Annotated in this window: 15 protein-coding genes; 9 read left to right on the forward strand and 6 right to left on the reverse strand. The window is 39.3% G+C overall.

Translation table 11 applies throughout. From position 1 onward, the window contains the following. Positions 1–6 precede the first annotated feature (6 nt). Together QDI94_RS02565 and QDI94_RS02570 are read left to right on the forward strand one after the other, a co-directional pair. A complete protein-coding gene (locus QDI94_RS02565; protein ID WP_278866862.1) occupies positions 7–279 on the forward strand; it encodes a DUF1294 domain-containing protein in 273 nt (90 codons plus the stop codon). Beyond that, positions 272–1,147, forward strand: coding sequence for an RluA family pseudouridine synthase (locus QDI94_RS02570; protein ID WP_278866865.1), 876 nt, complete (start codon positions 272–274; stop codon positions 1,145–1,147). Before QDI94_RS02565 ends, QDI94_RS02570 begins: the two co-directional genes overlap by 8 nt. Before the next feature lie 29 nt (positions 1,148–1,176). Here the strand turns inward: QDI94_RS02570 and QDI94_RS02575 are convergent, their stop codons facing one another. From QDI94_RS02575 to queA, 6 genes are all read right to left on the reverse strand, one after another. Beyond that, a complete protein-coding gene (locus tag QDI94_RS02575) occupies positions 1,177–2,898 on the reverse strand; it encodes a hypothetical protein (protein WP_278866867.1) in 1,722 nt (573 codons plus the stop codon). A 35-nt stretch (positions 2,899–2,933) separates the two neighbouring features. Then, positions 2,934–5,354, reverse strand: coding sequence for a YARHG domain-containing protein (locus tag QDI94_RS02580; RefSeq protein ID WP_278866869.1), 2,421 nt, complete (start codon positions 5,352–5,354; stop codon positions 2,934–2,936). A gap of 231 nt (positions 5,355–5,585) precedes the next feature. Further along, entirely contained in the window at positions 5,586–5,978 is a 393-nt protein-coding gene (locus tag QDI94_RS02585) for a TIGR04086 family membrane protein (RefSeq protein ID WP_278475082.1), read from the reverse strand. A 64-nt stretch (positions 5,979–6,042) separates the two neighbouring features. Then, positions 6,043–6,465, reverse strand: coding sequence for a preprotein translocase subunit YajC (yajC, locus tag QDI94_RS02590; protein WP_015523867.1), 423 nt, complete (start codon positions 6,463–6,465; stop codon positions 6,043–6,045). A gap of 83 nt (positions 6,466–6,548) precedes the next feature. Next, on the reverse strand, positions 6,549–7,679 hold the full coding sequence (gene tgt, locus QDI94_RS02595) for a tRNA guanosine(34) transglycosylase Tgt (protein ID WP_278866872.1): 1,131 nt from the start codon (positions 7,677–7,679) through the stop codon (positions 6,549–6,551). A 17-nt stretch (positions 7,680–7,696) separates the two neighbouring features. Then, the gene (gene queA / locus QDI94_RS02600; protein ID WP_046433253.1) at positions 7,697–8,722 is read right to left on the reverse strand and encodes a tRNA preQ1(34) S-adenosylmethionine ribosyltransferase-isomerase QueA; all 1,026 of its coding nucleotides are present in this window, start codon (positions 8,720–8,722) and stop codon (positions 7,697–7,699) included. Positions 8,723–8,976: 254 nt separating this feature from the next. Between queA and asd the strand changes: the two genes are divergently transcribed. The 7 genes from asd to QDI94_RS02635 all read left to right on the forward strand — a co-directional run bounded on the left by asd (position 8,977) and on the right by QDI94_RS02635 (position 15,538). Beyond that, on the forward strand, positions 8,977–10,062 hold the full coding sequence (gene asd / locus QDI94_RS02605; RefSeq protein ID WP_278866876.1) for an aspartate-semialdehyde dehydrogenase: 1,086 nt from the start codon (positions 8,977–8,979) through the stop codon (positions 10,060–10,062). 19 nt (positions 10,063–10,081) lie between these two features. Further along, a complete protein-coding gene (gene dapA, locus QDI94_RS02610) occupies positions 10,082–10,984 on the forward strand; it encodes a 4-hydroxy-tetrahydrodipicolinate synthase (RefSeq protein ID WP_015523863.1) in 903 nt (300 codons plus the stop codon). A 48-nt stretch (positions 10,985–11,032) separates the two neighbouring features. Continuing rightward, the gene (gene dapB, locus QDI94_RS02615) at positions 11,033–11,797 is read left to right on the forward strand and encodes a 4-hydroxy-tetrahydrodipicolinate reductase (RefSeq protein WP_101028474.1); all 765 of its coding nucleotides are present in this window, start codon (positions 11,033–11,035) and stop codon (positions 11,795–11,797) included. Between the two features lie 132 nt (positions 11,798–11,929). Then, complete coding sequence (locus QDI94_RS02620) at positions 11,930–12,157, forward strand: DUF3343 domain-containing protein (protein ID WP_101028475.1); 228 nt, start codon at positions 11,930–11,932, stop codon at positions 12,155–12,157. Then, the gene (locus QDI94_RS02625) at positions 12,154–13,320 is read left to right on the forward strand and encodes an aminotransferase class V-fold PLP-dependent enzyme (RefSeq protein ID WP_101028476.1); all 1,167 of its coding nucleotides are present in this window, start codon (positions 12,154–12,156) and stop codon (positions 13,318–13,320) included. The genes QDI94_RS02620 and QDI94_RS02625 overlap by 4 nt, the downstream gene beginning before the upstream one ends. 71 nt (positions 13,321–13,391) lie before the next feature. Continuing rightward, positions 13,392–14,282, forward strand: coding sequence for a diadenylate cyclase CdaA (gene cdaA, locus QDI94_RS02630; RefSeq protein ID WP_278866880.1), 891 nt, complete (start codon positions 13,392–13,394; stop codon positions 14,280–14,282). Beyond that, positions 14,279–15,538, forward strand: a complete 1,260-nt coding sequence (locus tag QDI94_RS02635) for a CdaR family protein (protein ID WP_101028478.1) — start codon at positions 14,279–14,281, stop codon at positions 15,536–15,538. Before cdaA ends, QDI94_RS02635 begins: the two co-directional genes overlap by 4 nt. Positions 15,539–15,596: the final 58 nt, after the last annotated feature.

Genomic DNA, 15,596 nt, shown 5'->3' on the forward strand with positions numbered 1-15,596 from the left:
GTTCTCATGGAAATTTTCATCATATATATTTGCATCATCAGCCTGATATCAATTATTGTAACAGCCTGTGACAAATACTTTGCAATTCACCGCAAATGGAGAGTACGAGAAAGCACATTGCTGATTCTCTCCGCACTCGGAGGAAGTGCTGCAATGTACATTACAATGCAATTAATCAGACACAAAACAAGACACATTAAATTTATGCTCGGCATACCGATAATATTTATTATTCAGCTGATAATTCTGTTTTTTGTTTGGAGGATGATTTATGTCTGACAGACTGTATTTTCCCGTACCCGACGAATGTGACAATATGCTTGCTCAAAGATTTCTGCGTGATAAATGCGGTCTTTCTGCAAGAATAATAACACGACTGAAAAGAGAAAAAGACGGTATTTTGATGGACGGGAAAATTTTAAGAACAATTGACTGTGTGCAAAGCGGAAAAACCGTTTCAATTGCAATTCCCGATGAAAAATGTGAAATTGAACCGACAAAGGGGACACTTGATATAAGATATGAGGATGAACATTTTCTTGTGGTAAACAAACCGCATTCCATGCCTGTTCATCCTGTAAAGCAGCACCAAAGCGATACACTTGCAAATATTGTTTCGTACTATTGCAGTCAAAACGGCAAGCCATTTGTATTTCGGGCAATTAACCGACTTGACAAGGATACCTCAGGGCTTGTTCTTATAGCCAAAAACCGTTTTACAGCCAATGCCGTAAAAAATAAAACGCATAAAGTCTATTACGCTTTATGCGAGGGTGAAATAAATATTGAAGGTGTAGTTGATAAGCCAATGGATTTGCGTGATGATTCCAAAATGGTGCGAATTGTCCGTGATGACGGAATGAAAGCAGTTACGCACTACAAACCGCTTGTTGCAACAAAAGATTTTACATTGCTTGAATTGTGGCTTGAAACCGGCAGAACACATCAGATTCGCTGCCATATGGCTTATTTAGGGCATCCGCTTATGGGCGATGACTTGTACGGCGGAAAACTTGATAAAATTTCAAGGCAGGCACTTCATTGTGCAAGACTTGAATTTTATCACCCGATAAAAAATGAATACATTACGGTTACTGCCGAAATTCCCGAAGATATGCAGTCTGTAATAAACAAGAAAGAGGATTGAACTTTTAATTGTTCAATCCTCTTTTAATGTTATTTAACTCTGTCTACGCTGTAAATTGTAAATCCGTTGAATTCCTTTTCATCATTGTAAACAATGACGGAATCTTTTTTTCCGTAATATTGGTTAAGATAATTTTCTTTGATAAAAGTAATGTTCTTATCGATAACATATACATTTCTTCCGTCAACGACCGCCTCATAAATATTTGTTGAGAGGTTGCGGTTCACAAGCTGATTTGTCCGATGAAGATAGCCGAAACCGTCAACATTACTGAGAAAATCTGAAGAAAATCCCCAAAGCGGATGAATATAGTTATCGGTATATGAAATATATTCTTTAGCTGTTACAGGGTCGAGAACATAGTAATTTTCAGGATGGCGTTCAACCTCAGTGTAAAGGTCACTCGGCTTTTTGTCATATGAAACAGGAGTGATATGGAAGAAATATGATACACAGCTTGCCACACCTAATATCACAAGTACAATAACCGAAATAAGGACAGTTTTTCTGCTTTTATCTGTAATATTGCTGTATTCATCTTTTCTGAGATGACCGAAATCAAACGAATACATTGTAAACGAAAGAATCATCAGCAAAATTCCGTACATTGTGTAGGCCGAAGAATCCATTGCATAACGAACATACATACAAGCCGCAAATCCCACCGCAAAATACAAAGCAGGGAAGAAGGCAAATCTTTTTTTCTGAACGGTAACAAAAACAACCATAATGGCAAGTATTACCGCAAAAGCAATAAGATATGAATCAAAATTTATAATATGTCCCCATGCATCTGAAAACAATGCACCCGCATTATCAAAAAAATTATACGGATTTTCCCGTTTTTGGATATCCGCAACCTTTTCAAGTGCAGCAGTATTCAGCCCATTGTTTTCATCATAATATCCGTCAACAAAAAGTTCATACTCATTTGCCGAATTTATTCCGACCGAATTAAGCTCCTCACAGTAATCGGAATAGTTTGGAAAAGCATTATCATCGGTCTTATCGGCAAGGACGCTGTATCTGTACAGCCCCGAAGTTTCTGCATTTGCATTATTGACCGAATATGAATAATATTCAAGACCGCAGCCGACAAGAACAATAAAGACAAATACAAGCACAAAAGGTCTGAAATACCAGAAGAATTTTCTGAACGGCAACTTGTACTTCCTTTTTGCAATCATATCACCGATGAAGAATGCAATGAAAAATGCAAGTCCCACAAAGAAATATTTGAAACATAAAAATGTTCCGAATATAACTTCAAGTACACCAATCCAAAACGGGAGAGAGTACCTTTTATTTCTGATTGCATTAAGTGCCATCAGAAACCCTGCCGTAAGCAGCAAAGCTGCAGTTTTACTGCTTAAAATGTTTGAATAATGGTCAAATGAAAACAAAATATTCAGCACAAGAGTGAATATGAAAGCCTTGTGCTTTCCAAATTTATCGGCAAAAACAAATGTAACAGAAGAAAAAGCGGCACAGGAGAGAAGAATTTGAAAAAGTACAAAACAGTTGAAATTCAAAAGAATGTACTGCAATGAACCGGTAATTGTCGCAAAAATGTAGTTAATATCATTATTGTAATAGTTATGATACTGACAGATATATAAAGAATTGTAAAAATCGTCAGCACTGTCATAGGAAAATGCAGTAACACCTATAATCAAAGCCATAATAACAATATTAATTGCTAAAGCAAAGAAGGTCTTGCTTTTTAGTGCGTTTAATATTTTATCTTTCATAATAACTCCTCTGCATTATCTTTCTTGTTTAAAAATCACTTTCTTGATCTTCTTTCGTTAATCAAAAGCTGAAGATTCTTCTGTTCGTAAGTATTAAATTTAACATTCTTCTCAAATTCTTCGGCTGTATATTTGCCCTCATACCATGACTGCGAGTTAAAGTATGCATTAAGGCTTGCGTCCTTAAAAATTCTGCCTCGTCTTGCATAAATCTCATTAATTGCAAGCTGTAAGTCGTTATCACTCAAAGTGCTTACCTGTGCGTTGCTGAGATATGAAGAATCGCTGTTAGGGAAGATAAATCCGCCGTTATTATTAGTGTTTGTATTGCTTGATGACTGTGCATTTGAACTCTGTGAATTTGAATTGCCCGATGAGCTGTTCTGACTATTTGATGACTGCTGAGCCTGTGTTGCAGGAGCTTCTGTTTCTCTCTGAATCTGTCCGCTTGAGATAACAAGTTTAACAACTGTACCCGTACTTGCGCTTGTGTCACCTTCCGGAGTCTGGGAGATAATATATCCTTCCGGATAATCATAACTGTATTCATAGTCAGAAATTTCAACGGTAAATCCTGCCTGTTCAAGAAGCTTTTTACCGTAACTGTAACCGTAACCGACAACAGGAACAACATTGTTATATGAAGAAGATGTTGTAACCTGTTCTGTTGTAGCAGGAACAGTAGTAGGTACTGCCGTACTCGGTGCCTGTGTGGTTACTTCGGCAGATGTTGCAGTTTCGGCTGTAGTAGTTTTATTGTCAGAAGTTGGATTTGACAACCCGTTATAAACGCAGAAGCCTATGAATCCGAGCGCAGCGACAATTACAACCGCACAAAGAACAATAATAAATTTATTCTTCTTTTTCTTTACATTTTCTTCTTTATCTGTATATCCGAATTCATCTTTACTATCGTTTTCAAAACTGTTGTCATCAAAACTTGTCTTATCATCAACAGTTTTTGTATCTTCAACCTTATTTTCTCCAGGAACAGCACTCGGCTCATCATCGAAGAAATCACCGTAATCTTTAACAGAATCACTTGAAGTAAGATTATTTTTGTGGTCAGCTGCCGAGTAATTTTCAAACACATCAGTACTTGTAACAGTAGGGAGAACCTCTGGAGCTACTTCGCTGTTGCTTGAAATATCTTCAAATTCCTCAGCTTTTTTATCTGTAACAGTTTGTTCTTTCTTGTCATCTTCACTTGATACGGAACTGATATCTTCAAATTCAGGCTGTTTTTCTTCTGATACTTCGTCAGTTTTAACCTCGGAATTTTCAGGCTCATCAACTGCATCAGTAACATCAACGACTTCAAAACCGCCCTCATCATCATTTTCGTCTGATTCAGCAGTATCTTCTGCTTCCACAGAAGCGTTTTCAGCAACAGGCAAAGGTTCCTCCTGATTCAGAACACCGTCAATACTAAGCTGTTCAGCCTCACCAAATTCATTATCAAGAACAGCGTCCTCAACTGTCTGAACCTCATCCTTATCGTCAAAATTATCCTGAGGTTCAGTCGGCTCTGTATCCTCAAATTCATCGTAATCGTACTCTTCAAATACATTACCGTCAAAGTCGGTGCTTTCCGGAACAACAACATCGGGATTCGGCACAGGGGAGGATGTACCTATTTCAGTCTTGATAGATGTGAGAGCGTTTTTAATGTTTCCTGCATTCTTCCAGCGGTTTGCATTATCGGGCTGACATGCAATCACAATAACACTCTTGAGCTTTTCGTTGCCCTCGGACGGTGCGGTAACAGCTTTGCCCGAGAATCTCTCCTTACACGCAGAATCTCTGTCACAGGAATCATTTTCAAAGGGAATTTTACCGCCGTTGCACATTGCATACATAATTATTCCGACAGAATAAATATCGGTTGTATAGTCAACATTTTCCTGCCTGAACACTTCGGGTGCAATATAAGACTTGTCGTCAATCTTGCCCTCAAAATCGGTAAATCCGCCGATTTTATACTTTCCGTCTGCTGTTACAAAAATATTTTTTGGCGAAATATTACCGTGAAAAATATTCTTTGTTTCCAAAGTTTCAAGCAGACTGCTCATCTGAATACCAAAATCTATGACTTCGTTTTCGGTAAATGTTTTAGCTTTCATAAGTTCATCAAGGCTTGTGAGTTCTTCCGTAAATATGTACAAATCACAGGTTTCTTTGTTCTGATTATCCTGAACATAAACATCCAGATAGTTTGAAACGCCGTCAAGATTCTTTACGGATTCAATAAAATCAGCCTCTTCGGCGAAATATTCGGCACGCTCATCATTATAATTATTTTTGCCGACAAATGCGTGTCTGAGAATCGCATTTTGAGCAGTATTTTTATCAATCTTCCTTGATACCTTGTAAACTTCACAGCCGTTGTCTTCCCCAACAAATGAAGTAACCTTCCAATCCCTTAAATCTGCCGGCAATTTAATCGTTTTTGCCATACTAACACTCCTTAAATATTTCCTTATTTTTTCATATTTATCTAAATTAAGTTAATCTACCCTTATTATCTCATTCTCCGAATTATTGTACCATATTACGAGCTGTTTTACCATAGATATTTCAATTTTTTAAAAAATAATTCTAATTTGTAATTAAATCCGACATAAAAACAGCAGTCCGCCTAAACGAACTGCCGAAAACATAATTTCAGTAAAATATCTTACTCGATCTTATCTGATTTTTATTTTTTCCTTTTTGTTTACTCCGATAATTCCGCCTATTCCTCCTCCCAGAACGGATGACATCAGTTTTAGCAGGGTTAGTATCGTTATAGGCTCACCGTTAAAAATCAATGCAATAGAGGTTATGACAAGAAAAATAAAAAATCCTGTCAGCGAACCCACCACAAGACCTGCACTTCCTGTAATTCTTGATGATATTATTCCCGACATCAGCGTTGCAACACCGACCATTCCTACTGCGCAGTAATCAAGTATATCTGCCGAAATTACTCCCGCTGACATCATCACGGCCGCAAGCAGACACATCAAAATTACAAGTATGAGTATTCCGCATACTGATGAAAACAAAACAGCCTTTGCAAGTAATTTTTTATCAGACATAAAACAACCCCCGAATGTATTCTGTTACAAATATATTCGGGGGAAAGAACATTCATTCAAAAAGTTATTCTTTTGTAGCTTTAGTTTCGTCAGAATCTTTCTTCTTGCCAAAACCGAAGAAGCCTTTCTTTTCAGGCTGACCTGCCTGCTGTGGCTGTTCCTTAACTGTGTCAACAGTAGAAATACACCACTTTTTAAACTTCATCTTAACTCTGTCGGAGCCTGTTTCAATGATGATAGCGTCTTCGTCGTCCTTAATAGCAACTACTCTGCCCATAATTCCGCCGATTGTTGTAATTTCATCACCAATCTCAAGAGAGTTACGAAGCTGAGCTTCTTCTTTTTTCTTCTTTGAGTTAGGTCTGATGAGGAAGAAATAGAGAGCCGCAAAAATAGCAACATAGAAGAGAATCATAAAAATCATGCTTGATGACTGATTTCCGCCGCTTGCGCTTGCTTCAGCAACTACAGGTAAAAAGTTTGTCATTTTCGTCATTCCTTTCATACAATGTACTGATTATATCAGTTTTAATCACATCTTGCAAGTGTTTTTTCTGTTTTGAAAAAATATTAGATACGCACGCCTAAAATATTGCGATATTTCTCGTAAAATTCCATATATGTGCCGTTGTCAAGCTGAGTTCTGATAACTTCCATAAGATTATTGTAAAAATAGAGGTTGTGCAAAACAGCAAGCCGCATTCCGAGCATCTCACCGCTCTTGAGAAGATGTCTTATGTATGCCCTTGAAAAGTTTCGGCAAACAGGGCAGTCACAATGCTCGTCAATCGGGGATTCGTCTGTTTCATATTTTGCATTATTGATGTTACGCACTCCGTCCCAAGTGAAGAGCTGACCGTGTCTTGCGTTTCTGCTCGGCATAACACAGTCAAAAAGATCAACGCCTCTTGCAACACTTTCAAGAATATTCACGGGAGTTCCGACTCCCATAAGATATCTGATTTTATCTTTCGGAGCAAACGGCTCAACCTCTTCAATGATATGGTACATCGTTTCTGCAGGCTCACCCACGGCAAGACCTCCGATTGCATAGCCGTCAAGATTAAGCTCTGCAATTTCTTTCATATGATTGACGCGCAAATCGTCATAGATACCGCCCTGATTTATGCCGAACAGCATCTGGTTTTTATTTATGGTATCATCAAGACTGTTGAGCCTTTTCATCTCTGTAACGCATCTTTTAAGCCATCTTGTGGTTCTTTCAACGCTGTTTTTTGTATATTCATATGGAGAAGGGTTTTCAACGCATTCATCAAATGCCATCGCAATTGTAGAAGCAAGATTTGACTGAATTCTCATACTCTCCTCAGGTCCCATAAAAATTTTGCGGCCGTCAATGTGAGAATTGAAGTAAACGCCTTCTTCTTTAATATTTCTCAACTTTGCAAGAGAGAACACCTGAAATCCGCCGCTGTCGGTGAGGATAGGACCGTTCCACCTTGTAAATTTGTGAAGTCCGCCCATTTGCTTAACCTTTTCATCACCCGGACGAAGATGCAGATGATAGGTGTTGCAAAGCTGAACCTGACATTTTATATTCTTTAAATCAAGCGCAGAAACAGCACCCTTAATTGCACCGCATGTTGCAACATTCATAAAGGCAGGAGTCTGAACCGTACCGTGAACCGTAACGAACTCGCCCCGTCTTGCGATGCCTTCCTTTTTAATTACCTTAAACATAAATCCGTAAAATCCTCCTATGATATGAACATAGCGTCACCGAAAGAGAAGAATCTGTACTTTTCCTTTACAGCTTCTTTGTATGCATTCATAATAAAATCATATCCTGCAAAAGCGGATACAAGCATAATAAGTGTACTTTCCGGAAGATGAAAGTTAGTAATAAGTCCGTCCAGCACCTTAAATTCAAATCCGGGATAAATAAAAATATCCGTAAATCCCTCACAGGGTTTGATTTCTCCGTACATTGCCGCAACACTTTCAAGCGTTCTGCAGGATGTTGTGCCGACTGCAATAACCCGTCCGCCGTTTTTCTTGGTTTCATTTATAAGCTTTGCGGTTTCTTCGGGAACTTCGTAATGCTCGCTGTGCATTTTATGCTTTGTAACATCATCAACCTTAACCGGTCTGAATGTACCGAGTCCCACATGAAGTGTAACATACGCAATCTTTACACCCTTAGCCTTGATTCTGTCCATAAGCTCGGTTGTAAAGTGAAGTCCTGCCGTCGGAGCTGCCGCAGAACCTAGTTCATGGCTGTAAACCGTCTGATAGCGTTCCTTATCCTTAAGCTCGGCAGTAATATAAGGCGGAAGAGGCATCTGACCGATTTTATCAAGAGTTGTAAAGAAATTCTCTTCGCAATCAAAATCAACTATTCTGTTGCCGTCATCCTTAACATCAACAACAGTTGCACGCAAAATGCCGTTGCCGAATGAAAATTTTGTGCCGACTTTTGCTTTTTTACCCGGCTTGCAAAGTGTTTCCCAACGGTTGTTCGCAACCTGCTTCAAAAGCAGAAATTCAACTTTTGCACCTGTTTCGTCTTTGATACCGTAAATTCTTGCAGGCAAAACTCTTGAATCGTTGGCAACAAGAAGGTCACCCTCGTTAAGATAATCAATAATGTCATAAAAATGTTTATGCTCCAGAGTTTGTTTTTCTCTGTCAAGCACAAGCAGTCTTGAACTGTCTCTCGGTTCAAGCGGAGTCTGTGCGATAAGCTCTTTCGGCAAATCGTAATAAAAATCACTCGTCTTCATTTTATTTCCTTTCAAGAACTAAAATTGCTTTTTAAAAGCTGTTCTGTCAAAAATCTTTGTAAAACATAAGTATTTGCCCTGTAAAATTCTCAAAATAATTGACATTATCCTTTTAAAATGATATATTATCTTATTATGAGCAGATTGCATAATCGACAAACAGTCGTGTTTTCAGACATCTCTTCATATAATATAATATTTGTTTGAATAAGGCAACCGCTTTTTTAAAATTTGTTTAATTCGGAGGAATTATTATGAAAAAGTATAAAGTCGGTATTATCGGCGCTACCGGTATGGTAGGTCAGCGTTTTACACTTCTTCTTGAAAATCACCCATGGTTTGAGGTTACTGTTCTTGCCGCAAGTAAGAGAAGCGCAGGCAAAACATACGGTGAAACAGTTGAAGGCAGATGGCATATGACTGCTCCTCTTCCTGAGAAGTACAAGGATATGGTTATCGTTGACGCTGAAAATGTTGAAGAGGTTGCATCACAGGTTGATTTCTGTTTCTGCGCAGTTAATATGAAGAAGGATGAAATCCGTGATCTCGAAGACAGATATGCAAAGGCTGAATGTCCTATTGTATCAAACAACAGTGCTCATCGTTTTACAGATGATGTTCCTATGGTTATTCCTGAAATCAATGCCGATCACATTAAGATTATTGACGCTCAGAGAAAGCGTCTCGGCACAAAAAGAGGCTTTGTTGCAGTTAAGTCCAATTGCTCGCTCCAGAGCTATGTTCCTGCAATTCATCCTTTAAAGGCACTCGGTGTTGACAAGGTTCTTGCCTGCACATATCAGGCAATTTCAGGCGCAGGCAAAACATTCAAGACATGGCCTGAAATGGTAGATAATGTTATTCCTTACATCGGCGGTGAGGAAGAAAAGTCAGAGCAGGAGCCGCTCAAAATCTGGGGTAAGATTGAAGGCGACAAGATTGTTAAAACCGATGATATTTCAATCACATCACAGTGCATCCGTGTTCCCGTATCTGACGGTCACACAGCAGCTGTATTTATGTCATTTAAGGACGACGTAAAGAAACCTACTGTTGAAGAAATTATTGACATTTGGTCAAACTACAGCGGCAGAGCTCAGGAACTCAATCTTCCAAGTGCGCCAAAGCATTTTCTCCACTACTTCACAGAACCCGACCGTCCGCAGATTAAATCTGAAAGAAATCTTGAAAACGGTATGGCAGTATCGGTTGGCAGATTAAGACCTGATACTCAATATGATTACAAGTTCGTTTGTATGTCACACAACACATTAAGAGGCGCAGCAGGCGGTGCAGTTCTTCTTGCAGAGCTCCTTTGTGCTGAGGGCTACATGGACTGATTACTTACGGAGGTAAATTATGTCTAACCACATTTTTACAGGCTCAGGTGTTGCACTAATCACCCCTATGAAGTCTGACGGAAGCGTAAACTACGATGTTCTCGGCGATCTCGTAGAATTTCATGTTCAAAACGGTACCGATGCAATTATTGTATGCGGTACAACAGGTGAGGCTGCAACTCTTTCGGAAAAAGAGCATTGCGAAACAATTTCTTTCGTTGCAGAAAAGACAAACGGCAGAATTCCTGTTATTGCAGGTACAGGCAGTAACGATACCTCAACAGCCGTTATGCTCTCAAAATCTGCCGCAAGCACAGGCGTTGACGCACTTCTCTGCGTAACTCCTTACTACAATAAAACATCTCAGCAGGGTCTTGTAAGACACTTCAACGTTGTTGCAGATTCGGTTGATATTCCGATTATTCTTTACAATGTTCCTTCAAGAACCGGCTGTAACATCAAGCCAAAGACTTATCAGGAACTTTGCAAGCATCCTAACATCGTTGCCGCAAAAGAGGCAAGCGGCGACATCTCTCAGGTTGCTCTCATTCGTTCACTTTGCGGTGACAATCTTGATATCTACTCAGGTAACGATGACCAGACTGTTCCTTTCATGTCACTCGGTGCTCTCGGTGTTATCTCTGTATTTGCAAACATCTGCCCCAAGGAAATGCATGACATCTGTCAGCTTTGTCTTGACAATGACTTTGCAGAGGCACAGAAGCTTAACTTCCACTATCTTGAGCTTATGCATATACTCTTCAGCGATGTTAACCCGATCCCCGTAAAAACTGCCATGAACCTCTTCGGCTATGAAGCAGGTGAATGCAGACTTCCGCTCGTTCCCATGAGCGTTCAGGGTTACCATGACCTCAAGGATTGCATGGAGAAGTATGACCTTTTAAGCAAGAAGGTTAAATAATCAACCTTTGATTCGTTTCAAATTCAAGAAGTTTAAAGGGGAATAAAAATGGTAAATACAGCAATAGTCGGTTGTAACGGTAAAATGGGCTGCTTTGTGGCACAGGCTGTTCAGAGCCGTGAGGATTGCAATGTTTTGTTCGGTGTTGACGCATTCGGTGAAAGTAATTATAATTTTGATGTTTTCAAGACTTTTGACGAGGCAACCGAAACACCTGATGTAATCATTGATTTTTCAAATCCTGCAGCTCTTGACGGTATGCTTTCGTATGCAGTTGATAACAAAGTACCTTGTGTTATCTGCACAACAGGCTTTTCTAAAGATCAGATTGCAAAAATCGAAGATGCGGCAAAGACAATTCCTGTTTTCTATTCAGGTAATATGTCACTCGGCATCAATCTTCTTATTGAGCTTTCAAAAGAGGCTGCAAAAATTCTCGGAAACCAGTTCGATATTGAAATCGTTGAAAAGCATCATAATCTCAAGCTCGATGCTCCGAGCGGAACAGCTCTTATGATTGCAGACGGAATTTCGGAACAGCTTGACGAAGATCCGCAGTATGTTTATGACAGACACAGCTACCGCAGAAAGCGTTCAAAGAACGAAATCGGTATTCATTCCGTAAGAGGCGGCACAATTGTAGGCGAACACGAAGTTATCTTTGCAGGTCACGATGAGGTTGTAACGATTTCTCATCAGGCTCAGTCAAAAGAAGTTTTCGCTGTCGGTGCTGTTAATGCGGCAGTATTTCTTAAAGATCAGAAAGCAGGTATGTACAACATGGGCAACCTTCTTTCTCAAAAGATGAACTGATAAATAAGATTTTAAAGCACGGTTTTCAAAGCCGTGCTTTTTCTTTTATGTCCAAACTTTGCCGATAAACATAATATGTAGTGTGATATTTTGTTTGTAAGTATCACAAAGATTTAGCAAAGGGTGGAAGTTATGGAAAATAATTTAATTATGTTCGGCTCGGTAACTCTTGCCATGAAGAGCCGTAACCTACTTTTAAAAAATAATATTAAATCAGGACTTGTAAGAACTCCTATACACCTAAACAAAAAATCCTGCGGCTACAGTCTTTATGTCCCGGGAAATTTTGAAAAAGCATTGAAAATCATCAGGAGTAACGGCATTACCGTAAACGGTACGGCTGCCGTTGATAACTTATGATATACTTTGATAACGGAGCAACAACTTTTCCAAAACCGTTTTCGGTAAGAAAAGCAGTTAATGATGCAATGTCGAATTACGGAGCAAATCCGGGAAGAAGCGGACACATAATGTCGGTAAAATCATCGGAAATTATGTTTTCCTGTCGTGAAAATGCCGCAAAGCTTTTTGGCTCTGCCAATCCCGAAAATGTAATATTCACGCTCAACTGCACATCGGCACTTAATACAGTAATTAAAGGGATATTAAAGTCCGGAGATCATGCTGTCATCTCTTCTCTTGAACACAATGCGGTTGTAAGACCGCTTGAGGCACTCAAAAAGAATAAAATTGAATATTCTGTTGCAAAATGTGTTCCTTATGACGAAGAACAAACAATAGAAAATTTCAGGAATGAATTTAAAGCAAATACAAAGCTTGTAATATGTACTCATGCGTCAAATGTTTTCGGAGTGAAACTGCCGATTGAAAGAATAGCTGCTCTGTGCAGAATCAACGGTATATTATTTTGCGTTGACGCCGCGCAAAGTGCAGGTATTGCAGATATAAATCTTTCTGACAGTTCAATTGATTATCTTTGTACAGCAGGACACAAAGGGCTTTACGGTCCTATGGGAACAGGCTTGCTTATTATAAACAGCGAAACAACTCCCGACAGTCTTATCCAAGGCGGAACAGGGAGTGATTCTGCAAATCTCAATCAGCCTGAAATTCTTCCCGACAAATATGAAAGCGGCACACCGAATCTTCCGGGAATTGCAGGGCTTAACGCAGGAATAAAATTTGTTTTGAACAGAAAACCTAATAAAATATACAACTCCGAATTAAGTCTTGCACAAATGCTCTACAAAAGGCTTGAAAAAGCGGAAAATGTAATATTATACACCAAAATGCCTGAGAAAAATCACAGCGTTCCCGTAATATCCTTTAATATCAAAGACACAGAAAGTGAAACTGTTGCAAAAATTCTCAATGATAATTACAATATTGCAGTGCGGGCAGGACTCCATTGTGCGCCCCTTGCACACAAGAGCTTCGGAACTCAGGATACGGGAACCGTAAGGGCAGTTGTTTCAGCTTTTACAGACAAAAATGATGTAATATATTTTGCAAACGCTGTTCGCAGTATTTCAAAGAACAACAAACTTAAAAAAACAATTTAAAAAGGTTGCAATCAGTAATAAAAGTATGTTAGAATAATAACAAGAAATAAATAAAGGAAGGGGAAAGCAGATTGGAAATTTTTAACAGCATTTTTTCCATTATCAAGACTATCCAATTCAGAGATGTTGTAGATATTCTTGCAATTGCACTGCTGATTTTCGGACTGTTCAAGCTTGTTCAGGAAACAAGAGCGGTTCAGCTTCTCAAAGGTGTAATTATTCTTATTATAGTGTATTTTCTTTCATCTTTGTTCGGTCTTGTTATGCTTTCATCCTTGTTGCGAACCTTTTTTGAGGCAGCTGTCGTTGTTATCGCCATCATATTCCAGCCTGAAATCAGAAAAGCTCTTGAACAGATGGGACGCAACAACACCTATAAAAAATATATAAGGATATTTACAAAGCACCGCAAAAGCGATGATTGGAAAAAGGCAGTCGAAAAGTCAATTATTGACGCTGCCGATACAGCCGTTCTTTTTTCACGCTCAAAAACAGGCGCATTGCTCGTATTTGAACGTGAAACTATGCTGTCTGATATAGCCGCTACAGGCACAATTATCGACGCTGAAACATCGGTAGCTCTGTTTGGCAATATATTTTTTAACAAAGCTCCTTTGCATGACGGTGCAAGCATTATCCGTGACGGAAAACTTTTTGCAGCAGGATGTATTTTACCGCTTACAACAAATCAAAATGTAGATATAAATCTCGGAACAAGACACAGAGCCGGACTCGGCATTAGTGAACAAAGCGACGCCGTTGTCCTCATTGTCAGTGAAGAAACAGGAGTGATTTCTCTTGCCGTCAACGGAATCCTTCTCCGTGAGTTTACAAGAGAAGCGCTTATTAAAAAGCTTGAACAGTTTCTTATCTATGACCGCGGTTATGATGATGAAGAGCAGTCAAGAAAATTCTTCCAGAAAAACCCGAAAAGTTCAAACAGAGAGAAGGATGACGAATGAAAAAGAAAAAACTCTCTCTCAACAAACTGTTTCAGAATAACAAATTTCTGATTATACTCTCCCTTGTAATCTCAACAATAACATGGGTTTATATGAGTATGGGAACTACGAATGATACTTCCGTTACAATCAGTAACATTCCTATTCAAATTGAATTGCCGGATCAGCTTGTCAACAACGGTCTGCAGGTGTTCAGCGATACCGAACAAACAGCAACCGTTACCGTAACAGGCAGCAGGGCTGTTCTGGGTTCAATCAGCACAAAGGATATCACCGTAACCGCTGCGACAAACGGTATTGATTCCGCAGGAACTTATCAGATTTCACTTTCCGCAGTAAAGACTAATCCAAGTGCAAATTTCCAGATAATTTCAACTGTTACGCCGTCAAATGTGAATGTAATTGTTGATTATCTCAGAGAAACAAGTTTTCCGATTCAGGAGAATGTCGTGTATAAGGTTGCTGACGGCTACTATGCGTCAACCTCGCTTGCGTCAAAAAATATAACCGTTTCGGGTCCGCAGACAGAGATTGCAAAAATTGCCAAGGTTTCAGCTTCAGCAGAACTTGACGGAATCCTTGATGACTCAACATCTGCAACAGCCGATATACTTCTTTACGATAAGTCCGGCAATAGAATTTCCACCGATCTTTTGAAGATGGAATTTGGCACGGTAGAGGCGTCAATTTCTGTTCTTCCCGAAAAGACAGTAAAGGTTGTTCCCGAGTTTATGAACAAGCCTGAAGGACTCAACCTCGGCGACGATATGTTGTCAGTCGAGCCATCTGAAATTCTTCTCGCAGGTCCTAAAAAAGTTCTTGACAATACTAAAAGCATAAAGCTTGAATCCATTGACTTTGCAACTCTCTCAAATAAGCGGTATGAATACAATGATCAGGGCATCAATATTCCGACAGATTGCAAAAATATCAGTAATTCAACCGCCGCTAAGGTTGTATTGGATCTCAGCAGCTTATCGAAGAAAACATACACGGTTGATTCATTTAAGGTCAGCGGTTTATCTTCAGAATATAAAGCCGATGTAACCCAAACCAATATGAGTGTTACGGTAATCGGCAGTAAGAAAGAACTTGAAAATCTTAAGAGCTCCGATATTGAATGTATAATAGATACCTCGGATCAGAGCGGAACGGTTGGTTCTGTTCAGATGCCGGTAACTTTCAAGTTGAAAGGAACATCAACCTGTTGGGTAAGCGGAAGCTATAAAGCAAACATTACAATCAGCGAAAAATAACGCAAAGAAACGCAGACATTTTAAAAATGCCTGCGTTTTAACTTTTTCCGTATTTTCG

The organism is Ruminococcus bromii (assembly GCF_928721825.1).
In the GTDB taxonomy this organism is placed as follows: domain Bacteria; phylum Bacillota; class Clostridia; order Oscillospirales; family Acutalibacteraceae; genus Ruminococcoides; species Ruminococcoides bromii.